Origin of the sequence: Curtobacterium sp. MWU13-2055 (genome assembly GCF_023242305.1) — a bacterium.
Lineage (GTDB): Bacteria > Actinomycetota > Actinomycetes > Actinomycetales > Microbacteriaceae > Curtobacterium.
Genome location: NZ_JALLIO010000002.1, coordinates 58976 through 79461, shown reverse-complemented (window position 1 = coordinate 79461; position 20486 = coordinate 58976). Strand labels below are relative to the sequence as shown.

General features: G+C 72.4%; 20 protein-coding genes and 1 riboswitch. Of the genes, 12 read left to right on the top strand and 8 right to left on the bottom strand.

The window, feature by feature from the left end; genetic code table 11:
• Positions 1-11 precede the first annotated feature (11 nt).
• Both M4960_RS05005 and M4960_RS05000 read left to right on the top strand, forming a co-directional pair.
• A complete protein-coding gene (locus tag M4960_RS05005) occupies positions 12-401 on the top strand; it encodes a DUF5997 family protein (protein ID WP_123292059.1) in 390 nt (129 codons plus the stop codon).
• Between the two features lie 38 nt (positions 402-439).
• Positions 440-946 carry a hypothetical protein gene (locus M4960_RS05000; protein WP_248703627.1) on the top strand — a complete coding sequence of 169 codons (507 nt, stop codon included), beginning with the start codon at positions 440-442 and terminating at the stop codon, positions 944-946.
• Positions 947-965: 19 nt separating this feature from the next.
• Here the strand turns inward: M4960_RS05000 and M4960_RS04995 are convergent, their stop codons facing one another.
• Positions 966-1406, bottom strand: a complete 441-nt coding sequence (locus M4960_RS04995) for a phage holin family protein (RefSeq protein WP_248703626.1) — start codon at positions 1404-1406, stop codon at positions 966-968.
• 196 nt (positions 1407-1602) lie between these two features.
• Positions 1603-3078 carry an MFS transporter gene (locus M4960_RS04990; RefSeq protein WP_248703625.1) on the bottom strand — a complete coding sequence of 492 codons (1476 nt, stop codon included), beginning with the start codon at positions 3076-3078 and terminating at the stop codon, positions 1603-1605.
• A gap of 112 nt (positions 3079-3190) precedes the next feature.
• Here M4960_RS04990 and M4960_RS19265 point away from each other — a divergent pair, with 112 nt between their 5' ends.
• Together M4960_RS19265 and M4960_RS19630 are read left to right on the top strand one after the other, a co-directional pair.
• Positions 3191-3757: a TetR/AcrR family transcriptional regulator gene (locus M4960_RS19265; RefSeq protein WP_123292063.1), complete on the top strand. Its 567-nt coding sequence runs from the start codon at positions 3191-3193 to the stop codon at positions 3755-3757.
• A 9-nt stretch (positions 3758-3766) separates the two neighbouring features.
• Complete coding sequence (locus M4960_RS19630) at positions 3767-4294, top strand: Lrp/AsnC family transcriptional regulator (protein WP_123292064.1); 528 nt, start codon at positions 3767-3769, stop codon at positions 4292-4294.
• Between the two features lie 40 nt (positions 4295-4334).
• Here M4960_RS19630 and M4960_RS04970 read toward each other — a convergent pair whose 3' ends face one another.
• Positions 4335-4766: a GNAT family N-acetyltransferase gene (locus M4960_RS04970; RefSeq protein ID WP_123292065.1), complete on the bottom strand. Its 432-nt coding sequence runs from the start codon at positions 4764-4766 to the stop codon at positions 4335-4337.
• Between the two features lie 111 nt (positions 4767-4877).
• On the opposite strand from M4960_RS04970, the gene M4960_RS04965 reads away from it, so the two are divergent.
• The 6 genes from M4960_RS04965 to ribH all read left to right on the top strand — a co-directional run bounded on the left by M4960_RS04965 (position 4878) and on the right by ribH (position 12667).
• Positions 4878-6206 (top strand): hypothetical protein, encoded by a 1329-nt coding sequence (locus M4960_RS04965; RefSeq protein ID WP_248703624.1) that lies wholly within the window; start codon positions 4878-4880, stop codon positions 6204-6206.
• 88 nt (positions 6207-6294) lie between these two features.
• Positions 6295-7944: a hypothetical protein gene (locus M4960_RS04960; RefSeq protein WP_248703623.1), complete on the top strand. Its 1650-nt coding sequence runs from the start codon at positions 6295-6297 to the stop codon at positions 7942-7944.
• Positions 7945-8035: 91 nt separating this feature from the next.
• A complete protein-coding gene (locus M4960_RS04955) occupies positions 8036-10429 on the top strand; it encodes a bifunctional lysylphosphatidylglycerol flippase/synthetase MprF (RefSeq protein WP_148058251.1) in 2394 nt (797 codons plus the stop codon).
• Positions 10430-10596: 167 nt separating this feature from the next.
• Positions 10597-10731, top strand: a riboswitch (FMN riboswitch).
• 90 nt (positions 10732-10821) lie between these two features.
• Positions 10822-11511 (top strand): riboflavin synthase, encoded by a 690-nt coding sequence (locus M4960_RS04950; protein ID WP_173169301.1) that lies wholly within the window; start codon positions 10822-10824, stop codon positions 11509-11511.
• Positions 11511-12191, top strand: a complete 681-nt coding sequence (ribB, locus tag M4960_RS04945) for a 3,4-dihydroxy-2-butanone-4-phosphate synthase (protein ID WP_173169302.1) — start codon at positions 11511-11513, stop codon at positions 12189-12191. Before M4960_RS04950 ends, ribB begins: the two co-directional genes overlap by 1 nt.
• Complete coding sequence (gene ribH, locus M4960_RS04940) at positions 12188-12667, top strand: 6,7-dimethyl-8-ribityllumazine synthase (protein WP_123292070.1); 480 nt, start codon at positions 12188-12190, stop codon at positions 12665-12667. The genes ribB and ribH overlap by 4 nt, the downstream gene beginning before the upstream one ends.
• 360 nt (positions 12668-13027) lie before the next feature.
• On the opposite strand, the gene M4960_RS04935 is transcribed toward ribH, so the two are convergent.
• The 5 genes from M4960_RS04935 to M4960_RS04915 all read right to left on the bottom strand — a co-directional run bounded on the left by M4960_RS04935 (position 13028) and on the right by M4960_RS04915 (position 17161).
• Entirely contained in the window at positions 13028-13198 is a 171-nt protein-coding gene (locus tag M4960_RS04935) for a hypothetical protein (RefSeq protein WP_159574085.1), read from the bottom strand.
• Positions 13199-13264: 66 nt separating this feature from the next.
• A complete protein-coding gene (locus tag M4960_RS04930; RefSeq protein WP_248703622.1) occupies positions 13265-13813 on the bottom strand; it encodes a TetR/AcrR family transcriptional regulator in 549 nt (182 codons plus the stop codon).
• 95 nt (positions 13814-13908) lie between these two features.
• Positions 13909-14823: a carbohydrate ABC transporter permease gene (locus M4960_RS04925; protein ID WP_123292072.1), complete on the bottom strand. Its 915-nt coding sequence runs from the start codon at positions 14821-14823 to the stop codon at positions 13909-13911.
• Positions 14820-15854, bottom strand: coding sequence for a carbohydrate ABC transporter permease (locus tag M4960_RS04920; protein WP_111084305.1), 1035 nt, complete (start codon positions 15852-15854; stop codon positions 14820-14822). The genes M4960_RS04925 and M4960_RS04920 overlap by 4 nt, the downstream gene beginning before the upstream one ends.
• Entirely contained in the window at positions 15851-17161 is a 1311-nt protein-coding gene (locus M4960_RS04915) for an ABC transporter substrate-binding protein (protein WP_235036058.1), read from the bottom strand. The genes M4960_RS04920 and M4960_RS04915 overlap by 4 nt, the downstream gene beginning before the upstream one ends.
• Before the next feature lie 202 nt (positions 17162-17363).
• Here M4960_RS04915 and M4960_RS04910 point away from each other — a divergent pair, with 202 nt between their 5' ends.
• Both M4960_RS04910 and M4960_RS04905 read left to right on the top strand, forming a co-directional pair.
• A complete protein-coding gene (locus tag M4960_RS04910; protein ID WP_123292074.1) occupies positions 17364-19400 on the top strand; it encodes an aldo/keto reductase in 2037 nt (678 codons plus the stop codon).
• A complete protein-coding gene (locus M4960_RS04905) occupies positions 19379-20410 on the top strand; it encodes a LacI family DNA-binding transcriptional regulator (RefSeq protein ID WP_248703621.1) in 1032 nt (343 codons plus the stop codon). The genes M4960_RS04910 and M4960_RS04905 overlap by 22 nt, the downstream gene beginning before the upstream one ends.
• Positions 20411-20486 lie beyond the last annotated feature (76 nt).

Here is a 20486-nt window from a genome sequence, read left to right as displayed (position 1 = left end):
CTCTAGGGGGCATGGCGCAGGAACAGACCATGAAGCCCGAAACGGCTGCGAAGAAGCTCGGCATCTTGCTGGCGGCCGCTCCGGAGTCCTTCCAGGGCGCTCCCGTCACACGGACCGCCTTCGACGAGCTCCGGACCGAACCCCCGACGTGGCTCGAGGACCTCCGACGCGACGGCCCGCACCCGCGACCGGTCGTGGCGCAGAAGCTCGGCATCTCGATCTCCGGGCTGACCCGTGCGGGGATCGACGACGCGCTCACCACGGCGGAGATCAAGACGCTGCTCGAGCAGAAGCCCGAGTGGCTCGTCCGCGAGCGCGAGACGCAGGCCGCCGTGCACGTCGAGAACGCCCGTGTGAAGCAGGAGCGCGCCGCCAAGGCCGCTGCCCGCGCCGAGGACTGACCCGCCCGGCACCGCGCCGCCGCAGCTGAGGACCCGCCGTGCACGAGACCGTCGCCGACGCCATGCTCGTCGTGCCGCAGTTCGCGTCGGTGTGCTGCATCGTCGGGGACCGCTACCGACCGCGTCCCGGCGTGATCGTGCCGGCCGCGGTGATGCTCGTCGCGATGCTCATGCCCGTCGTGCACGCCGGTGCGGTGTGGACGCTCTTCGCGGCGACGCTCCTGCTGTTGCTCGCACCGCTGCCGGTGATGCGCCGACGCCGTGCCGACGGCCGCCGCGCCGAGCCGATGGACGTGCACCGCGCGCTGTCGGCGGTCGTGATGGCCGGCATGCTCCTGATGGGCCACGCGACCGGCTTCGCCGACGGGCACGCGGGGCACGGCATCGCGTTGTCCGCGGTGCTCGGTGCCGGCGTGATCGGCTACTGCGCGTTCAGCGGGTGGCTCCTGCGGTACGAGTGGGCGCAGGAGGACCGCCGGGCCGTTCGCAGCGGCGAGGTCTTCGCGATGACGGTCGCCGTCGTCGGCATGACCCTCGCGATGTAGCGCTCGAGCGCCGTCGGGGTCAGTCGGTCGTGGCCGACGAGTCGCCCGTGTGCGTGACACGGTCCTTCGCTGCGCGGAAGGTGTCCTTCGGCACCGGCGGCACGCCCCGTCGGATGCCTCGGAGTCCGACGACGAACAGGACGGCGGTGACGACGGCGAACACCACGAACGTGATCCCCGTCGCGGCCCAGATCGGCAGTGCCAGGGCCAGGAGCGCCACCACGAGGCCGGCCAGCAGCACGAGCGTGGTCAGTGCGAAGGCCACCGCGGCGCCGGTGAGCACCAGCCCGGTCTTCGCGCCGTTCGCCCGTTCGCTGATCTCCCGCCGAGCCGAGGCCACCTCGTCACGGACGGCGCGCAGCACGGGCTCCAGCGCCTTCTGCACCAGGCCGGCGGTGACGGTGTCGCGGAAGGACGGCTTGCTGCTGGTCGTGGTGTCGTCGTGGTCCGTGGTGCTCATGGGTCTCCTGTCCGGGCGCGGTGATCGCGTCCACCTGCTGTGACGCGTCCGGTCCGATGATCGTCACGTCGGCGGCGGCCTGTTCGGTCGCCTCCCAGCTTGCGGAGCCGCCGGTGGCGGTGGGCGCGACCGCCGGGAGGCCCGCCCCGCGTCGACGACGCAGGACGGGCCTCCCGGGGTGGTCGGGCCGAGGGCCCTACTCGGCGATCTCCTCGAGGTCGTCGATGCCACGGGCCGCCGCCGCTGCGCGGCGCGCGCGCATCGACGGGGCCGCGAGCGCGGCGAGCACGGCGAGGACCGCCACGCCGGTGCACGCCCAGAACCCGATGGTGAAGGCGTCGTCCGTCGGCAGACCCTGCGGGGTGCTGTGCGAGGTGATGAGCGCCGCGATGACCGCGGTGCCGACGCTCGAGCCGATCGTACGGACGACGGTGTTGGCGCTGATGGCCTCGCCGGTCTGGTTCGCGGGGACGCTCTCGATGATGGCGTTCGAGCACGCGGCGAGGGCCAGGCCGATGCCGATGCCGGTCAGGACGCCGGAGACGACGACCTGCCAGAGCTCGCCGTGCGCGATCGCGGGCAGCAGGAACGCGGCAACGATGGCGATCCCGCCGAGCAGCATGGGCGGCTTCGGACCGACCTTGCGGACGAGGATGCCGGCGATCGGCCCGGCGACGATCATCATCAGGACGGTCGGCAGCAGGAAGAGGCCGGCCTGGGTGACGTCCTTGCCGAAGCCGTAGCCGAGTGCGCTCGGCAGCTGCAGCAGGGTCGGCACGAGCACGAAGGTGCCGAACATCGCGAAGCCGAAGACGAGCGCGACGACGTGGGCCGTCCAGACGCCGCGGACGGCGAACAGGCGGACGTCGATGAGCGGTTCGGCGACGCGGAGCTCGACCAGGACGAACGCGACCAGTGCCACGGCGCCGAGGACCAGCAGGCCGATGGTCTTGCCGTCACCCCAGCCCCAGGTCTCGCCCTCGCTGACGGCCAGCAGGATCGAGACGAGCGAGACGGCGAGGACGAACGTGCCGACCATGTCGAGGCGGCCGGGCTTGCGGACCGGCGACTCTGGCATGCCGAAGATCGCGCCGAGCAGGGCGATGACGACGAGCACGGCGGGCAGCCAGAACAGCCAGTGCCACGACAGGTGCTCGACGATCGGTCCGGCGGCGACGATGCCGACGCCGGCGCCGATGCCGAAGATCGCGGAGAGCAGACCGATCGTGACGCTGACCTTCTCCTTCGGCAGCTCGTCGCGGACGATGCCGATCGACAGCGGCATCACCGCGCCGGCGGCGCCCTGCAGCGCACGGCCGACGATGAGGACGCCGAGGTTCGGTGCCAGCGCGGCGAGCACGGCACCGACGAGCAGGATCGACAGCACGACGATCAGGACCTTGCGCTTGCCGATCATGTCGCCGAGGCGGCCGAGGATCGGCGTGAGCACCGACGCGGAGAGCAGGTAGGCGGTGAGCACCCAGCTCGTCGCGCTCGTTGAGGCGCCGAGGTCCTGTCCGATGGTCGACAGCGCCGGGGCGACGAGCGACTGCAGGACCGCGAACGACAGACCGCCGAGGGACAGGTAGACGATGATCGCCGTGCTGTTCGGCCGGTGTCCGTCGGTGGTGGGGTGCGAGCCGGTGCGGGGGCTCTGCATGGTGTCGGTCATCGTGCTCCGTGTCTCGGGTGATGTAAACAATTGCTGACTTGACGAGGGTACGCAGTTCTCACGCGATGTCAACACTTGCTTACATCCCGGGTCGGGCCGGTACGCTTCGACCATGAGCAAGGACGCCGCCGCCACCCGACTGCTGCTCGTGCGGGCGGCGCGGCACCGGTTCGCGTTCGACGGGTACAAGGCGACGACGGTGCGCGACATCGCCGCCGACGCCGGGGTCAACGTCGCGCTGATCAACCGCTACTTCGGTTCGAAGGAGGGGCTGTTCCGTGCCTGCCTCGACCGTGTGGTGCAGGACCTCGGGGTCGAGCAGCCCGTCGAGCGCGGCCTCGAGCGCGCGCTGGCCGGCCTGGTGTCACACGTGGTCCGCGCGCCGACCGACGACGACTCCCTCCAGCTCATGCTGCTGCTCCGGTCCTCCGGCGACGACGGTGCCGACGCCATCCGCCGCGAGACCCTCCGCCGGTACGCGGAACGGCTCGCCACGGCCGTCGGCGGCGAGGTCACCGCGGAACTGCTCGTCCGGGCCGAGATCGCGCTGTCGGTGGTGCTCGGGATGACGATGCTCCGGCGGTCCACCGCTGTGGAGCCGCTCGCGTCGGCCGACGACGACGTCGTGGCCGGGGCACTCGACGACGCGCTCCGCGCCCTGCTCGCACCGTCGCGGTAGCGTCGAGCCGTGTCCGACCGACCAGCCCGCCGTCCCGACCCCGCCCCGCGCCTCGACGAGGTCGACGAGCGCATCCTCTGGACCCTGGCCGGCGACGCCCGGATCCCGAACAACCGACTCGCCGCCGCGGTGGGCATCGCGCCGTCGACGTGCCTGACCCGGGTCCGGGCCCTCGAGGACGCCGGGGTGATCCGCGGCTACCGGGCCGAGGTCGACATCGCGCGCCTCGGCTTCTCGATCGAGGCGATGGTCTCCGTCCGGGTCCACGCCGCGGCCCGCCACGAACTCCGGGACTTCGCGAAGCGACTGCTCCGGGTGCCCGTCGTGCAGGACGTCTCGTTCCTGGCCGGCGACAAGGACTTCCTCGTGCACATCGCGTGCGAGTCGACCGAGCAGCTGCGGGACTTCGTCGCCGACGAGCTCAGCGGCGACCCGTCGGTGGCGACGACCCAGACGAACATCGTGTTCGAGCGGCTCGTCGCCGACCGGTCCACGCAGGGCCGCTCGTTCGACGAGCTCCGCCGCTGGCGCGCCTGACGCGCGCCCCCAGTCAGACGCGCCTGACGAGCCGGTCCGGTCAGCGCTGCCGGGTCATCGGGACGTGCGGGATCCGGTCCTCGAGGTACTCGTCCCCGGAGCGCACGAACCCGAAGCGGGCGTACCACTGCTCGAGGTGCGACTGGGCACCGAGGGCGATGCTCGCGGAGCGGGACTCGGCGATCGCGGCCTCGATCAGCCGCCCCGACAGACCCTGCCCGCGGGCGTGCGCCGCCGTGACGACCCGGCCGATGCGCTCGGTGCCGTCGGGTTCGCGCAGGAGCCGGAGCGTGGCGTCCACCGAGCCCTGGCCCGCCCAGAACTGCACCGTGCCGGGCTCGAGGTCACGCCCGTCGATGTCGCCGTACGCGGCGCCCTGCTCGACGACGAAGACGTCCTGTCGCAGGCGGAGGATCTCGTGCAGCGTGACGATGTCCAGGTTGCGGGTCGGGGCGGAGAAGATCGAGACCACGGACGGCCTTTCCTGAGAATTTCTTCCAGAACGGGGTGCGTTCCGGAACGGACCGGCGTACATTGCCGGTCAACCACTCTACGTGCGCAGCCGAGTTCAGGAGGTGAGCGCATGGACACGACGTCGCGCGCACCCTGGCTCGCGGTGCTCCGGATCGCCCTGCTGGGCGTCGGGACCCTCGCTGCCCTCGTGCTGCTGTCCCTGGCGTTCGGGGCCCGTCCGGCCTCGGCTGCCGAGGCAGCATCCACTCCGCCCGCCCAGACGCAGCAGCGCGGGCTCGTCAGCGGTGTGGTCGACGGGCTCGGCGAGACCGTGCACGACGTGTCCGGCGGTGTCGGACAGGTCGTCGGCGGCGTCGTGGACCCCGTCCGCGCGGCGGTTTCGCCAGCTCCGAAGCCCGCACCGGCGCCGGCTTCGGCACCGGCACCGGCACCCCCGAAGCCGGCCCCGGCGCCCGCGGCAGCCCCGGCAGCGCCCGCGCCTGCGCCGGCTCCCGTCGCCCCCGCCCCAGCAGCTCCGGCTCCCGCAGCTCCGACCCCCGCCGCTCCGGCGACCGCGCCCGCGGTGTCGGCCACGACCGCCCCTGCGGCCGAGCCGGCCACGCACCCGGTGCAGGGCGTCGTCGAGCACGTGGGCACCGCCTCCCGGCCCGTCACCGACGCCGTCGCGACGGTGCTGCGTCCCGTCACCGGGACCGTGCAGACGGTCACCGACGCGCGACCCGTGACCACGGTCGTCGACACGGTCGACCACGTGGTCGGCAGCGTCCCGGTGGTCGGCCCCGTCGTCGGCGACGACACCCTCGGCACGGTCACCGCTCCGGTCACCGGCCTGGTCGACGACACCCTCGGCGGTGTCGGCACGATCGTCGGACAGGTCCCCGACGTCGTCGCGGGTGTGGTCCCGTCGGTCGGTGGCGTCCTGCCAGGAGGCACGGATCCCGTCATCGACGTCCCCGCACCTCCGGTCGTCGTCGGCACCACCCCGTCCGGCGTGCCCGGCTCAGCTGTCCCGTCCGCGCGACCGCCGCTGGCGGCCGCCCCGGTGACGACCCCGTCAGCGACCACGGTCGCGTCGTCCGACGATCATGCCGCTCGCGGAACGAGCGTCGAGCGCCGTCCCGGTCTGGCCGTCCCGTCCACCTTCGTGACCGGACCGCTCGCCGGCCCCGTCGCTGGTGCCGTGCAGGACGCGACGCTGGGCGGCACCGCCCTGCTCGTCCCCGAGCCGGGCGACGGCCACGGTGCGCCTTCCGACGGCCAGGGCGGCGCGGGCGTCCTCGGTGGCAGTGCCACCTCGACTCCCGGCGGCGTCGCAGCCGTCGGCATCGTCGGCTCGACCGACGACATCGTCTCCCTCGCCGCGGGGTCTCGCGGCACGCTCTCCGACGACGCGGTCCCCGCATCGGTCGTCGGCGAGCACGACGTCGCCCCTGACTGAGATCGGTGCGCCTGTCCGGCACGGCAGGCACGCACACACACCGACCGCGACCGCGGTCGGCCAACGATCTCGATCAGGGAGTACGACCATGAACAAGTACGTCTCGAGAGGGCTTTGGTTCGCCCTCTTCGTCGGCGGCCTCACGCTCGGAGGGGCGGCAGCGGCGAACGCTGCCACGACCTCCGGAGCGGACGGCGCCGTGTCCGGAACCCAGGTGGTTCCGTCGGTGGACGCTCCGGTGTCCCTCACCGGCAACGCCCTCGGGGTGCTCGGCGACGCAGTGTCGTCGGTGACCTCGCCCGCCGCGGCTCCTGCAGCTCCTGCAGCCCCAGCCGCCGCGCCTGCACCGGCTCCTGCTCCTGCGCCTGCACCGGTTCCGGCCGCCGCCGCTGCTCCGACCACGTCCGGTTCGGACGGCACCGGCTCGGGGACCCAGGTCGCCGGCGACGTGACCGTCCCCGTCACGGTCGGTGGCAACGCGGTCGCCGTCGGCGGTGACGCGGCGTCGACCACGACGCCGCCCACCCCGGCGGCCTCCACCCCGGCTGCACCGGCCGAGCCCGCTGCTCCGGCACCGGTCACCTCGGGTGAGGACGGCACAGCCTCGGGGACCCAGGTCGCCCCGGTCGTGTCGGTCCCGGTGACCGTGTCCGGCAACGGCATCGGGGTGCTCGGGGACGGCACCGCTGCGGGGTCCGGCCCTGCGGCGACGCCGGCACCGGCCGCTCCGGCCACGACCACGCCGAGCACGTCCGGCGACGGCGGGCTGCTCTCCGGCACGCAGGTCGGCGGACTGGTCGACGTCCCGGTCACGATCGGCGGCAACGGCATCGGGCTGCTCGGTGACGGCACCTCGGCGGGCACGACGCCCGCCGCGGGCACCGGCACGACCGCCGGTCCGGCTCCGGCTGCCGGTGGCACGACGGACGGGGCGGACGGCACCGCCTCGGGCACCCAGGTGGCCCCGGTGGTCGCGGTCCCGATCACCATCGGCGGGAACGGCATCGGCGTCGTCGGCGACGGCACCAGCACCGTCGGGGCGACCCCGGCGGGCACCACCCCGAGCAGCACGACCCCGTCCGCCGGAGGGTCGACCTCCGGTGACGGTGGCCTGCTCTCCGGCACCCAGGTGGTCCCGGTGATCAGCCTGCCGATCACCATCGGTGGGAACGGCATCGGCGTCGTCGGTGACGGTACCGCCACCACCCCGGGCACCGGCACGACGCCCGGCGACGGCACGGACCCGGGCACCGACCCCGGTACCGACCCCGGTACCGACCCGGGCACGACCCCGGGCGACGGCACCGACCCGGGCACGACCCCGGGCGACGGCACAGACCCGGGCACGACCCCGGGCGACGGCACAGACCCGGGCACGACCCCGGGCGACGGCACGGACCCGGGCACGACCCCCGGTGACGGGACGGACGCCGGCGACGGCACCGTGCCCGGAACCGTGACCACCCCGGCCGGTGCGACCGGCGCGGACGGGCCGACCCGGGCCTCCACGGCGGGTGTGGTGACCACCACGGCCGCCGCGACCACCGGGATCCCGGCCGTCGCACGCACGGTGGCCGACACGGTCGCCGCCGGTGACGGCGCGACCGCGCTCGCCTACACGGGAGCGACCTCGCCGGTCGTCCCCGTCGGGTTCGCGCTCCTGCTGCTGCTCGCCGGGGCGGGCACGCTCGTGCTCCGTCGTCGGCACTCGGCGGTCGACACCGACGGGCCGCGCTGACAGCAGGTGACCGAGGGGCGTCGCACCGCCGGCGCCCCTCGTCACCGTGCCCGGAGTTGTCCGAACGGCCGGCCGGCACCACCATGAGGGGGTGCGCTCCGCCCTCGTCCGGCATCCGGTGACGGCCGCCATCACGTTCCTCGTGGTCGCGACCGCGGTCTTCGGCATCGTCGTCCGGGTGCTGCACGGTGCCGACCCGGCCTCGTACGGGCCCTTCCGGATCTTCGCGGCGTCCACCGGCGCGGTCGCGTTGCTCACCACGATCGCCGGCGTCGTCGTCCTCGTCGGTGCCGCCGAGCGGCTGATGGGGTCGTGGCGGACCGCCCTGGCGTTCGTCGTCACCACGGTCGTCGGCACCGCGGCCGGCGCGCTCACCGCGTTCGTCGACACGGACGGCCGCGACCTCACCGGCCTGCTGCTCGGGCGGGCGACGGCCTTCGACCCCTGGACCGCGATCGTCGGGACGATCGTGACCGCGAGCGCGTTCGCCGGACCGCTCTGGCGACGGCGCATCCGGGTGAACGCGCTCGCCGTCGTGGCCGCGCTCCTGCTCTACGCCGGACACGCCTCCGACCTGTACGCGGTGCTCGCCGCCGGGACGGGATGGGTGCTCGGTGAGCTGCTCCGCCGCACCCCGGAGCGCGGCGGATGGGTGCGCAGCTCGCACCGCGAGACCCGGGTCCTGCTCGGGACGGTCGTGCTGGTGTCGGCGATCGGCCCCGTGGTGGCGCTCGTCTCCCGCGCACGGATCGGACTGCTCGCGCCGATCGCCGCGGTGCTCGGCACCGGGCCGGTCACTCCCGTGAGCGGCTGCGGCACCGACGGGGCCGCTGGGCAGTGCCTCCGCGCGCTGCTCGCGTACCGCGCGACGGACCCGTGGACGCTGCTGCTCGCGATCGCGCCGCTGCTCGTCCTCGTGGTGGGCGGCCTCGGGCTCTTCCGGGGCAGCCGGTTCGCCGTCTGGCTCGTGGTGGCGGTCGACGTGGTGACGGCGGTCGCGGCCGCGGTGACCTACGGGGTGCTGCCGGCGCGGGCCGGTGGGCTGCAGGGCACCGCCGACGAGTTCGTCACGGCGCTGTCGGTCGGTGCGTCGATCGTGGTGCCGCTCGCGACCGCGGCCGTCCTCGTGCTCCGGCGCCGGTCGTTCACGGTGCTGCCCTCACGGCGGCGTGTGGTCGCCTTCGCGGTGACCGTCGTCGCTGCGGTCGCCGTCGTGGTCGGCACCGTCGCGGTGTTCGCGGCGTCGGCCCCGGAGCACGTCGAGGACCCGCTCCGGCTCGCCGTCGCCGCCCTCGGCCCCCTCTCGCCGCTGACCTTCTGGGAGCAACTGCCCTCACTCGGCACGGCGCTGCGCATCGTGATCGGACTCGCCGGCCCCGTGCTCTGGTTCGTCGTCGCGCTCGCCGCGGTCCGGCCCACCGGCGCAGTGGAACCCGACACCGACGCGGACGGCTCCCGGTCCGACCGCGAACGGGCCCGGGCGCTGGTGCTCGCCGGCGGCGGCGACACCTTCGGGTGGATGACGACCTGGCGCGGCAACGCCTACTGGTTCGCGGCCGACGGGCGCGCCGGGGTGGCGTTCCGGCGCAACGGTGGTGTGGCCGTCACCGTGGGCGGCCCGTTCGGCTACCCGGACGCCCGCGCCGCCGCGATGACGGACTTCGCCCGGTACTGCGACGACAACGGGTGGACGACGGTCTTCTACGGCATCGACGCCGGGACGGCCGAGCTGCTCACGACGCAGGGGTGGTCGACGTTGCCGGTCGCCGAGGACGCCGACCTCGACCCCCGCACGTGGACGACGACAGGCAAACGCAAGCAGGACGTCCGCACCGCCGTGAACCGGGCGCGTCGTGAGGGCATCACCGCCACCTGGTCGTCCTGGCAGGACCTGCCGCCGTCGACGGCGCGGCAGATCGAGGCGATCTCGGAGGAGTGGGTCTCCGAGCGCGAGCTCCCCGAGATGGGCTTCACGCTCGGCGGGGTGGACGAGATGCGCGACCCCGCCGTCCGGACGCTCGTCGCGCAGGACGCCACCGGGCGGGTGCTCGCCGTGACGAGCTGGTTGCCGAGCCACCGCGAGGGGCGGGTCGTCGGCTGGACCCTCGACGTGATGCGCCGGACCGAGGCCGCGCCGAACGGCGTGATGGAGTTCCTCGTCGCGAGCGCCGCCGAACGGATGCGCGACGACGGCGTCGAACGACTCAGCCTGTCGGCGGCCCCGCTCGCGCAGGCGGGCGAGAACGCTGCACCGAGCGACGGCGTGCAGAGCCTGCTCGAGCTCGTCGGGGGAGTCCTCGAGCCGGTCTACGGCTTCCGGTCGCTGCTCCGGTTCAAGCAGAAGTTCGGCCCCGACCTGCACCCGCTCGTCCTCGCCTACCCCGACCCGGTCGCGCTGCCGTCGATCGGCCTCGCGGTCGTCCGGGCGTACCTGCCGGACCTGTCCCTGCGGCAGGCGGTCGCGCTCGCGCGCGGACGCGGCTGAGGCGGCACGGTCGACGGGGCCGGTGCGGTGGACGCGACCGGGCGGCGGACGGGAGGCGCGGTGCGGGCCCGCCCCGGGCCTCCCGGTCGTGCGCCGCGTCGCCCCGTTACGTGCCCCGCTCCGGCCCGACGCGTCGGTCCCCGGTCTGGGGTATCGTTCCGACTACGCAAGCGCTCCGGGGTCGGTGCAATTCCGAACCGGTGGTGACAGTCCACGAACTGATGACGGGTGCGAACCCGGCAGAGGTTGACTCGGTGAAACTCCGGGACCGACGGTGAGAGTCCGGATGGGAGGCGCGCTGGCGGACGAGACGACCCACCCTGCGTGGGACGACCCGTCCGTCGATGCCGACGATCGTCGAACACCCCCGGAGTCCCGTTGAGAGGACACCAGTGTTCACCGGCATCATCGAGGAACTCGGCACCGTCACCGCCGTCGAGCAGCACGGCGACTCCGTCGCGCTCACCGTCCGCGGGCCGATCGTGGTCGCGGACGCCAGCCACGGCGACTCCATCGCCACCAGCGGCGTCTGCCTGACCGTGGTCGAGCAGACCCCCGACTCCTTCACCGCGTTCGTCATGAAGCAGACGCTCGACATGAGCGCGCACGGAGCGTTGCGGGTGGGCGACCGCCTGAACCTCGAGCGCGCGGCGTCGGTCGGCGACCGGCTCGGCGGCCACATCGTGCAGGGCCACATCGACGGCACCGCCACCGTGCTCGAGACCGCGGACGGTGACGGCTGGCGCCGGGTGCGGTTCTCGCTCGCGCCGGCGCTCAGCCCGCTCGTCGTCGACAAGGGGTCGATCGCGCTCGACGGCGTCTCGCTCACCGTCAGCGCCGTCTCGCCCGAGGACACCGCGCCGGACGCCGCCTGGTTCGAGGTCAGCCTGATCCCGGAGACGCTCGAGGCGACGACCCTCGGCCTGCGCGTGCCGGGGGACCGGGTGAACGTCGAGACCGACGTGCTCGCGCGGCACGTGCGGCGGATGCTGCGGCTCGACGCCGCCGTCGGTTCGCTCGAGCCCGCGGGCTCGCTCGAGCCCGTCGGTTCGTTCGAGGCCGTCGGATCGGAGGCCCGGTGATGGTCGCCTCGGTCCCGCAGACGCTCGGCTCGTCGAGCATCGAACTCGCGATCGCGTCGGTCGCGGCCGGCCGCCCGGTGATCGTCGTCGACGACGAGGACCGCGAGAACGAGGGCGACGTCATCCTGTCCGCCGAACTCGCGACGCCGGAGTGGATCGCCTGGACCGTGGCGCACTCGTCGGGGTTCATCTGCGCGCCCGTCAGCACCGAGATCGCCGACGCCCTCGACCTGCCGCCGATGGTCCAGCACAACGAGGACGTCCGCGGCACCGCGTACACCGTCACCGTCGACGCAGCCGTCGGGGTCACCACGGGCATCAGCGCCCACGATCGTGCACGCACGCTGCGGGTCCTCGCCGACCCGACCTCCGTGCGCGACGACCTGCACCGCCCCGGCCACGTCGTCCCCCTGCGGGCACGACCGGGCGGGGTCCGCGAGCGTGCGGGACACACCGAAGCCGCGATCGAGCTCGTCACCGCAGCCGGGCTCCGGCCCGCCGCGGCGATCTGCGAGATCGTCGACGAGGACGGCAGCATGATGCGGCTGCCGGCGCTCGTCGCACTCGGGGCGCGCGAAGGCGTGCCCGTCATCACCATCGCCGCGCTCGTCGAGTGGCTGGACGCGGCAGACCGGACGGCGGCAGCAGCTGCCCTGTCCACGGAAGGAACAGCACGATGAGCGGAGCAGGCGCGGCGGACCGCGACCACGTCGACGGCACCGGGATCCGGGTGGCCATCGTCGCCGGGCAGTGGCACGACACGATCGCGGCGGGCCTCCTCGCCGGGGCGCAGCGCGAGGTCGAACGGCTCGGCGCCACCGCGTCGGTGTTCCCGGTCCCGGGGAGCTTCGAGCTGCCCGTCGTCGCGAAGACCGCCCTCGAGGCCGGGTTCGACGCCGCGGTCGCGCTCGGCGTGATCATCCGGGGCGGCACCCCGCACTTCGAGTACGTGTCCGACGCCGCCACGAGTGGGCTCACCCGCGTGGCGATCGACACCGGCAAGCCCGTCGGGTTCGGCGTGCTGACCCTGGACGACGAGCAGCAGGGCATCGACCGGGCCGGGCTGCCCGGCTCGAAGGAGGACAAGGGCGCCGAGGCCGTGCACGCCGCGGTCGCGACCGCGGTGACGCTGCGCTCGCTGCGCGTGCTCGCGTAGCGAACGCCCGCGGCCGCGCCGGCGGCCGCGCGCGGATGGCGCGGATGCGCTGCGCACAACCACAAGGCGCCCGAACCGAGCGACGGCCCGGCGCGAGCGCACTGTGGTTGTGCGGCGGGCTGTGGACGCGCGCGACGACGGACGGGAGGCCCGTGGCGGCCCCGCCCTGCGCCTCCCGTCTGTGGCGTCGTGCGTTCCGAGCACGTGACCGCACAACCAAAGTGCATCCGCGCTGCGTGATGCCGCGGCGCGGATGCACGTTGATTGTGCACCGCGCTCGCGCGGGCTCCCGGCACGGCGCCCGTACGCAGAACGGCCCCGCACCTCGAGAGGTGCGGGGCCGTTCTGCGTGCGGAGTGGTTACCGCTTGCCGAACACGTGGATCGGCAGGAAGAAGGAGAGGGTCATCAGGATGAGACCACCCATGAAGATGAACGCCTGGCCCGAGTCGACCTGGAACGCGAACCCGAACAGGTACATCGACACCAGCAGCAGCAGGATCGAGAAAACAGCGGCGATGACGCGGCCCACGGGATACCTCCGGGTGTCGACGAGTGGAACGTCGCCAAGTCTATCCCCAGGAACGGGGATGGTCGTTCACGCGCCGGGCTTCGTCGCGATCAGCCGGTCCACGACGGCGAGGAGCGCCTCCATGTCGACGGTGCTGCGCTTCGGTCGACCGTCGCTCGCGGCACCGAGGGAGGCCTGGTGGTACAGGCCGTCGCCGAGGAGCTTGACCGCCTGGGCGGTGGGCTCGTCGTGCAGGGCGTCGACGAGGGTCACGAGCCACGCGTTCTCGGTGTCGTCGAGGGTCCGGCCCGCTTCTTCGTAGCCGGCCTGCTGCAGGCGGCTCGCGGCGAGGAGCGCGAGGTCGAGCTCGCTGCCGACGAACAGGCAGTTGCGGACGAAGTAGCGGGCGGCGCCGTCCTCGGCATCGGCCATGCGCTCGACGTCGATGGCGGACAGGTCGGAGAGTCGCTCGCACAGCCCCTCGACCAGGGCCGCCTTGGAGCCGAAGTGGTACAGCAGCCCGCCCTTGGAGACACCGGCGCGGGCGGCGACGGCGTCGAGCGTCGCGGGACGTTCGCCGTCTTCGCACACGATGGCGACGAAGCTGTCGAGGACGCGGTCGCGGGCACTGGCCATGGGCACGAGTCTAGGAGGAGTTGTGCACGAGCAGGTGCAGGCGTCGCGGGCCGTCCCGCGACGCCTGCACCCTGCCGGTCGGGGCGCTCGGCGCGTCAGCCCTTCAGCGCTCCGGCGGCGATGTTGGCGATGAAGTGGCGCGAGCCGATGATGAACACGCCGATGAGCGGGAACACGCTGATCACGGCTCCGGCCATCACCGCCCCGAGGTCGGTCGCGTTCACCGAGCTCAGTCCGGCCAGGGCCACCTGCAGGGTCTGTCCCTTCGGGTCGATGAGGACGATGAGCGGCCAGACGTAGTCGTTCCAGGCGGTGATGAAGGTGAAGATGCCGAGGAACGCGAGCCCGCCGCGGAGCATCGGGACCGCCACCGACCACCAGGTGCGGAAGAACCCCGCTCCGTCCACCCGGGCCGAGTCGATGACCTCGTTCGGGATCGACGAGGTGGCGAACTGCCGGAGCAGGAAGATGCCGAACGCGTTCGCCGCCCCCGGGATGATGAGCGCCTGCAGACCACCGATCCACCCGAGGTTCGCCATGAGCACGAAGCTCGGCACCAGCGACAGGCTGCCGGGCACCAGGAACGTGGCGAGCATGACGGTGAACAGTGTGCGCTTGAACGGGAACTCGTACTTCGCGAACGCGAACGCGGCGAGCGAGTCGAACAGCATGACCAGGACGGCGGTACTGCCGGCCACGAGCACGGTGTTGAGGAGTGCCCGCAGCATGTCCACGTTGCTGAAGACGGACGCCACGTTCGCGAGGGCGTTGTCCCCGAACCAGAGCGACGGCGGGTAGCCGAAGATCTCGGCGTTCGTCGACGTCGACATCACGAGGAGCCACCAGAACGGGAAGATCGACAGCAGCACCCCGATGATCAGGCAGAGGTGCGTGACGGCGGTCCCGAGCCAGCCGCGGCGGAACCCGCGGCCGCGGTCGTTCCCCGCGGCGCCCGGTCGCCCGAGTGCCGCGGCGGTGTTGGTCGTCGTCGTGGTCGGTGTCGCGGTCATGCGTCGACCCCCTTCGTGCTGGTGCGGACCGTGCGGGCCACGCGGAGTCGTCGTGGGGTCTTCAGGCCGTCGCGTTCACTGAGCAGACGCCAGTTGATGATCGCGAACACCACGGAGAACAGGAACAGCACCCAGGCGATCGCCGAGCCGTACCCGAAGTCGAACTGGTTGAACGCCTGCTCGTACTGGTAGAGCACGATCGTCATGCCGGCCTCGTCGGGGCCGCCCACCGCCTGTCCGTTGAACAGGATCTGCGGCTCCGTGAAGAGCCCGAGCCCACCGATCGTCGACGTGATGAGGGTGAACAGGATCACCGGGCGCAGCAGGGGCACGGTGATGCGCGAGAAGATCTGCCACGCGTTCGCGCCGTCCACCTTGGCGGCGTCGTACAACTCGGTCGAGATGGACTGCAGTCCGGCCAGGTAGATGATCGCGTTGTAGCCCGTCCAGCGCCAGATCACCATCACCGAGATGGTGACCTTGATGCCCCAGTACGACGACAGCCACCCGACCGGGTCCGCGCCGAGTGCGCGCAGTGCCGCGTTCACCAGGCCGAAGCCGTCGGAGAACACCGAGCCGAACACGATCGCCATCGCGACCATGCTCGTGACGTTCGGCACGAAGAACGCGACGCGGTAGAAGCCCTTCGCCCGGATGTTGCCGTGCAGCAGGAACGCGAGCACGAGCGCGAGGAACAGCATCGGGATCGTCGACATCACCCAGATGAGGAACGTGTTGCCGACGGCGTTCCAGAACCGCGGGTCGCCGAGCAGGTACTGGTACTGGGCCAGACCGACGAACGCGGGGGAGCCGACCCCGTCCCAGTCGGTGAACGACAGCACGATCGAGAACACGATCGGGAACAGCCCGAACACCAGGAAGAGCACGTAGAACGGCGCGATCGCGACGTACTGCGGCCAGAACCGGCGGAGGCCGTACCGTTTTCCGGTCGCTGCGGTGGTGATGGAGGACGTCGGGGTCCCGACGACCGCGGGGATGCTCGTGGTCGGTGGTGCCTGCTTGGTGCTCATGCGCGGACCCCCCGCTTGTCGAGGACCCGGTTGGTCTGGTCCACGGCGTCCTGCCAGGCGCGGTCCGGGTCCTTGCCCCCGGCCTCGACGTTCGTGATCTCGGTCGCGAACGCACCGATGAACCGTTCGGAGTTCGAGATGTACGTCACCGGGACGTCCATCGCCGAGGCGTTGAAGAACGCCAGCGGGTCCTGGTCGCCGAAGTAGTCGCCGGGCTTCCGCATGATCCCGTTGTCGAACGACGCCGGGGTGGAGGGGAACAGCTGGATGTCGTTGTACGTGTGCGACTGCACCTCGGGCGAGGTGATCCACTGCGCGAACGCGGCGGCCGCGGCCGGGTCCTTCGAGGTCTTCGGGACGGCGAGGAACGACCCGCCGCTGTTGCCCGGGCGATCCGGTTGCCGGGCGACCCGCCACGTACCGGCGGCGTCGGGAGCAGTGTCGTGGATGACCTGCGTCCACCACGCTCCCTCGATCTGTCCTGCGACCCGGCCGGACACCCACCCGGCGTTCTGGTCAGTGCCGGACTGCAGGTTGCCGGTGAGGCCGGAACGGACGCAGGCGACGGCGTTCTCCCACGCCTGCCGCACCGAGCTGTCGTCCTGCTCGAAGACCGGCTGGTCGTCGCGGTCGAAGTACCGTGTGGGGCTGGCGTAGATGTACTGGTTGAAGAGCTGGTTTGCGGTGATGACCGTCGCGGCGTCCGCACCCTTCCGGATCTTCGCGCCGAAGGAGCGGAACCCGTCCCACGTCGCGATCGCGTCGGAGACCTCGTCCGGGTCGGTCGGCAGCCCGGCCTTCGCCAGGACGTCCTGCCGGTAGAAGAAGCCGGTCGGTCCGGTGTCGACGGGCCAGAAGCACTGCCGGCCGCTCGGCGTCCGGCCGAGCGCGCTCTTCCAGTCGTAGTACTCGTCCCGCTTCGCCGCGCCGCCGTGGTCGTCGAAGTCGGTGAACAGGTCTTCGTCGGGGAAGTACAGCCAGCAGTTCGAGTTGACCATGAGGACGTCGGGGATGAACGCGTTCCCGGCGAGTGCCGTCCGGAACTTGGTGTCGTACGAGGCGCCGCCGATCAGGTCGGGGCGGAGCCGCTTGGACCCCTGCCCGGCGATCCCCCCGGCGGCCTGCCGCAGGAACTTCGGGTCGAGCGACCGGTTCCAGTACCAGAGGACGAGTTCGTCAGGGTCCTTGGAGATGGCGGTGCTCGTGGAGCACCCGGCCAACAAGGCGGTGGTGGCGAGGGCTCCGAGGGCACCTGCGCCGGCGAGGAACCCCCGCCTGCTGAGACTGATCGATGGAGATGACGTCACGAAACTACCTGCTCTCGTCGTTGAGATCGGGTTGGAAACAGCGATACCGGGTCCCCGGAGCGTTCGACCGTGAACGCTCACGAAGTGGTCCAGAGCATCCTCTGTGAGACACGCCGTGTCAAGCACTTCCGCATTGATCCGCCGGGCGTGTGGCACTAGCGTCGTCGTGACCGTGAAGGTTCACGAGACGACAAGGATCCGCATGTCAGCGCAGACCGCGAACACCGCCAGCACCCCGACCCCGACGGTCGCCGACCGCCCCGGCTGGGCCGTCCTCGGCCCCGGGGGCATCGCCCGCCGCTTCCTCTCCCAGCTGCCCGCGAGCGGTGGTGCCCTGGTGGCCGCCGGCAGCTCGTCCACCGAGCGGGCGCAGACCTTCGCCGACGAAGCCGCGCAGCTCGGGTTCGCCGACGTCTCCGCTGCGACCTACGACGAGGTCCTCGCCGACCCGCGCGTCGACGCCGTGTACGTCTCGACCGTGCACACCGGGCACGCGCGGCTCGTCCTCGCCGCGCTCGAGGCCGGCAAGGCCGTCCTGTGCGAGAAGCCCCTCGCCCCGAACCACGGCACCGCCATGGCGCTCGCCGATGCCGCACGCCAGGCCGGCCTGCCGCTGGTCGAGGCGTTCATGTACCGCTTCCACCCGCAGACCGCCGCACTGCTCGACCTCGTGCGGGACGGCGTGATCGGCGAGGTCACGCACATCGACGCCTCGTTCGCGTTCCGGACCGGTGAGCGGACCGGCCGACTGTTCGACGTCGACACGGCCGGCGGCGGGATCCTCGACGTCGGCGGGTACCCGGTGACGATGGCCGCCGCGATCGTGCAGGCCGCGACCGGTGTCGCCGTCGCCGAGCCGACGGAGCTCACCGCCACCGGCACCCTCGGGCCGACCGGTGTCGACGAGTGGACCGTCGCGCAGCTGACCTACCGCGGCGGCATCACGGCGTCCGTCCGCACCGGCGTCTTCGTGCAGGACGACAACGCGGTCGCGGTGTACGGCACGCGCGGTCGCCTCCTGCTCGCCGACCCGTGGACCCTCGGCGCCGACCCGACGATCGAGGTGCACACCGTCGACGAGGATCCGCGCACGCTGTCCTTCGCCGGCGAGCACCCCTACGCACGTGAGGCCGACGCCACCACCGACGCCCTGCGTGCCGGTGCGGTCGAGGCAGCACAGATGACGATCGACGAGTCGCTCGCGACCGCCCGCACCCTCGACAAGTGGCGCGCCGCGATCGGCCTGCGCTACCCGTTCGAGGCCGAGTCCGCCGACATCCCCACCGTGAGCGGTCGGCCGCTCCGGGTGCAGGACGGCAACCCCATGCAGTACGGCGAGATCCCGGGTGTCGGCAAGCGGCTGTCGCGCCTGGTGATGGGCGTCGACAACCAGCCCGACCTCGCCCACGCCAGCGCGATCTTCGACCTGTTCGTCGAGCAGGGCGGCAACGTCTTCGACACCGGCTACATCTACGGCGGCGGTGTGCTCGAGGGTCGGCTCGGCAAGTGGATCCAGAACCGCGGCATCCGCGAGGACGTTGTCGTCATCACGAAGGGTGCGCACACGCCGTTCTGCGACCCGGAGTCCCTGACGAAGCAGCTGCTCGAGAGCCTCGAGCGCCAGGGCACCGACTACGCGGACATCTACATGATGCACCGCGACAACCCGGACATCCCGGTGGGGGAGTTCGTCGACGTCCTCGACGAGCACCGCCGCGCCGGCCGCATCCGCGTGTACGGCGGGTCGAACTGGACGCCGGCACGCTTCGACGAGGCGAACGCCTACGCACGGGCGAACGGGAAGCACGAGTTCGAGGTCCTCAGCAACCACTTCGGCCTGGCCGAGGCGTACGACGTGCCGTGGGACGGCTGCGAGCACGCGACCGACGCCGCGTCGAAGGCGTGGCTCGAGGAGCGTCAGGTCCCGCTGCTGCCGTGGTCGTCGCAGGCCCGTGGCTTCTTCACCGGCCGTGCGACGCCGGAGGACACCAGCGATGCCGAACTCGTCCGCTGCTACTACAGCGACGAGAACTTCGAGCGGCTCCGTCGCGCGCGGGAGCTCGGCGACCGGTTCGGCGTCCCCGCCACGGCGATCGCCCTGGCGTACGTGCTGAACCAGCCGTTCCCGACGTTCCCGCTCTTCGGACCGCGTACGATCGCGGAAGCCCGATCGTCCATGACGGGCCTCTCCGTCGACCTCACCCCGGAACAGGTGGCATGGCTGGACCTCCGCGACTGACCCAGTCGCCACCGGACGGCCCGCACTCCGGCGGCCGCGCGACGATCATCGACGTCGCTGCGGCCGCCGGGGTGTCCCGGCAGACCGTCACCCGCGCGATGAACGGCATGTCCGGCATCAGCGCGACCACGAAGGAACGGGTGCTCGCCGTCGCGGCGTCGCTCGACTACCGGCCGTCGCGGTTCGGCCGCGGGCTGGTGACCGGCGGCGACCACCAGCTCGGGCTCGTCGTGAACGACCTGCGGAACCCGTACACGCCCCAGCTCGCGTCCGCCGTGTTCCGGCTCGCCGCCGAGCAGGGGTGGAACGTCATGCTCGCCGACGTCGACCTGGCGAGTGACGCCGACCGGATGGTCCAGGCGCTCGGTGCGCAGACCGACGTGGTCATCGGTTACCTCGGCTCGCGCCGGCACCGGTGGAGCGAGCTCCTCGGCAACGTGCCGATGGTCGAGCTCGACCCGTCGTCCGACCCGCCCACGGCTGCGGTGTGGATCGACCCCGCCGACGCGATCGAAGCGCTCGCCGATCACCTGGTGGCGACCGGGGTGCGGCACCCGGTCGTGCTCGACAACTCGTCGCCGGACCACACGAGTGCGCGCGGGCTGCTCATGCTGGACGCGCTGCGCCGCCGCGGCTACCTGCCGGAGCTCGTGCACGCGCCGCACGGCACCGCCGAGTGCGGTGCCGAGGAGACGGTGCGGATCCTGGCTCGGAAGCGCCGGCTCGACGCGATCTTGGCCTTCAATGACGTGATGGCGCTCGGCGTGCTGCAGGCCTGCCGCCGCGCGGGCGTCGACGTCCCCGGTGAGGTCCGGGTCGTCGGCGTCGACGGCCTGCCGCTCGGCGCTCTGGTGTCGCCGATGCTGACGACCCTGGCGGTCGACCTCGACGCCGTGGCGCGCGAGGCCCTCACGCTCGCGCTCGGCATGCTCGCCGGTGAGCTGCCACGGCACGGCGCCGCAGTGCAGCGCACCGTGCGCCACAGTCTGCTGGTCCGCGACTCAGCCTGACGGCGCCCGCCCCGCCGGCCCAGCCCTGCCCCCGAGGTTCCGAAATCTCGGCATGTCGGCGCTCAGGCCGCCCGAC

Bases quoted from the DNA above. Each gene is read 5' to 3' on its own strand.
- M4960_RS05005 (WP_123292059.1), top strand. From the start codon at position 12: ATGGCGCAGGAACAGACCATGAAGCCCGAAACGGCTGCGAAGAAGCTC.
- M4960_RS04995 (WP_248703626.1), bottom strand. From the start codon at position 1,406: ATGAGCACCACGGACCACGACGACACCACGACCAGCAGCAAGCCGTCC.
- M4960_RS04990 (WP_248703625.1), bottom strand. From the start codon at position 3,078: ATGACCGACACCATGCAGAGCCCCCGCACCGGCTCGCACCCCACCACC.
- M4960_RS19265 (WP_123292063.1), top strand. From the start codon at position 3,191: ATGAGCAAGGACGCCGCCGCCACCCGACTGCTGCTCGTGCGGGCGGCG.
- M4960_RS04965 (WP_248703624.1), top strand. From the start codon at position 4,878: ATGGACACGACGTCGCGCGCACCCTGGCTCGCGGTGCTCCGGATCGCC.
- M4960_RS04960 (WP_248703623.1), top strand. From the start codon at position 6,295: ATGAACAAGTACGTCTCGAGAGGGCTTTGGTTCGCCCTCTTCGTCGGC.
- ribB (WP_173169302.1), top strand. From the start codon at position 11,511: ATGGTCGCCTCGGTCCCGCAGACGCTCGGCTCGTCGAGCATCGAACTC.
- ribH (WP_123292070.1), top strand. From the start codon at position 12,188: ATGAGCGGAGCAGGCGCGGCGGACCGCGACCACGTCGACGGCACCGGG.
- M4960_RS04930 (WP_248703622.1), bottom strand. From the start codon at position 13,813: ATGGCCAGTGCCCGCGACCGCGTCCTCGACAGCTTCGTCGCCATCGTG.
- M4960_RS04925 (WP_123292072.1), bottom strand. From the start codon at position 14,823: ATGACCGCGACACCGACCACGACGACGACCAACACCGCCGCGGCACTC.
- M4960_RS04920 (WP_111084305.1), bottom strand. From the start codon at position 15,854: ATGAGCACCAAGCAGGCACCACCGACCACGAGCATCCCCGCGGTCGTC.
- M4960_RS04910 (WP_123292074.1), top strand. From the start codon at position 17,364: ATGTCAGCGCAGACCGCGAACACCGCCAGCACCCCGACCCCGACGGTC.
- M4960_RS04905 (WP_248703621.1), top strand. From the start codon at position 19,379: ATGGCTGGACCTCCGCGACTGACCCAGTCGCCACCGGACGGCCCGCAC.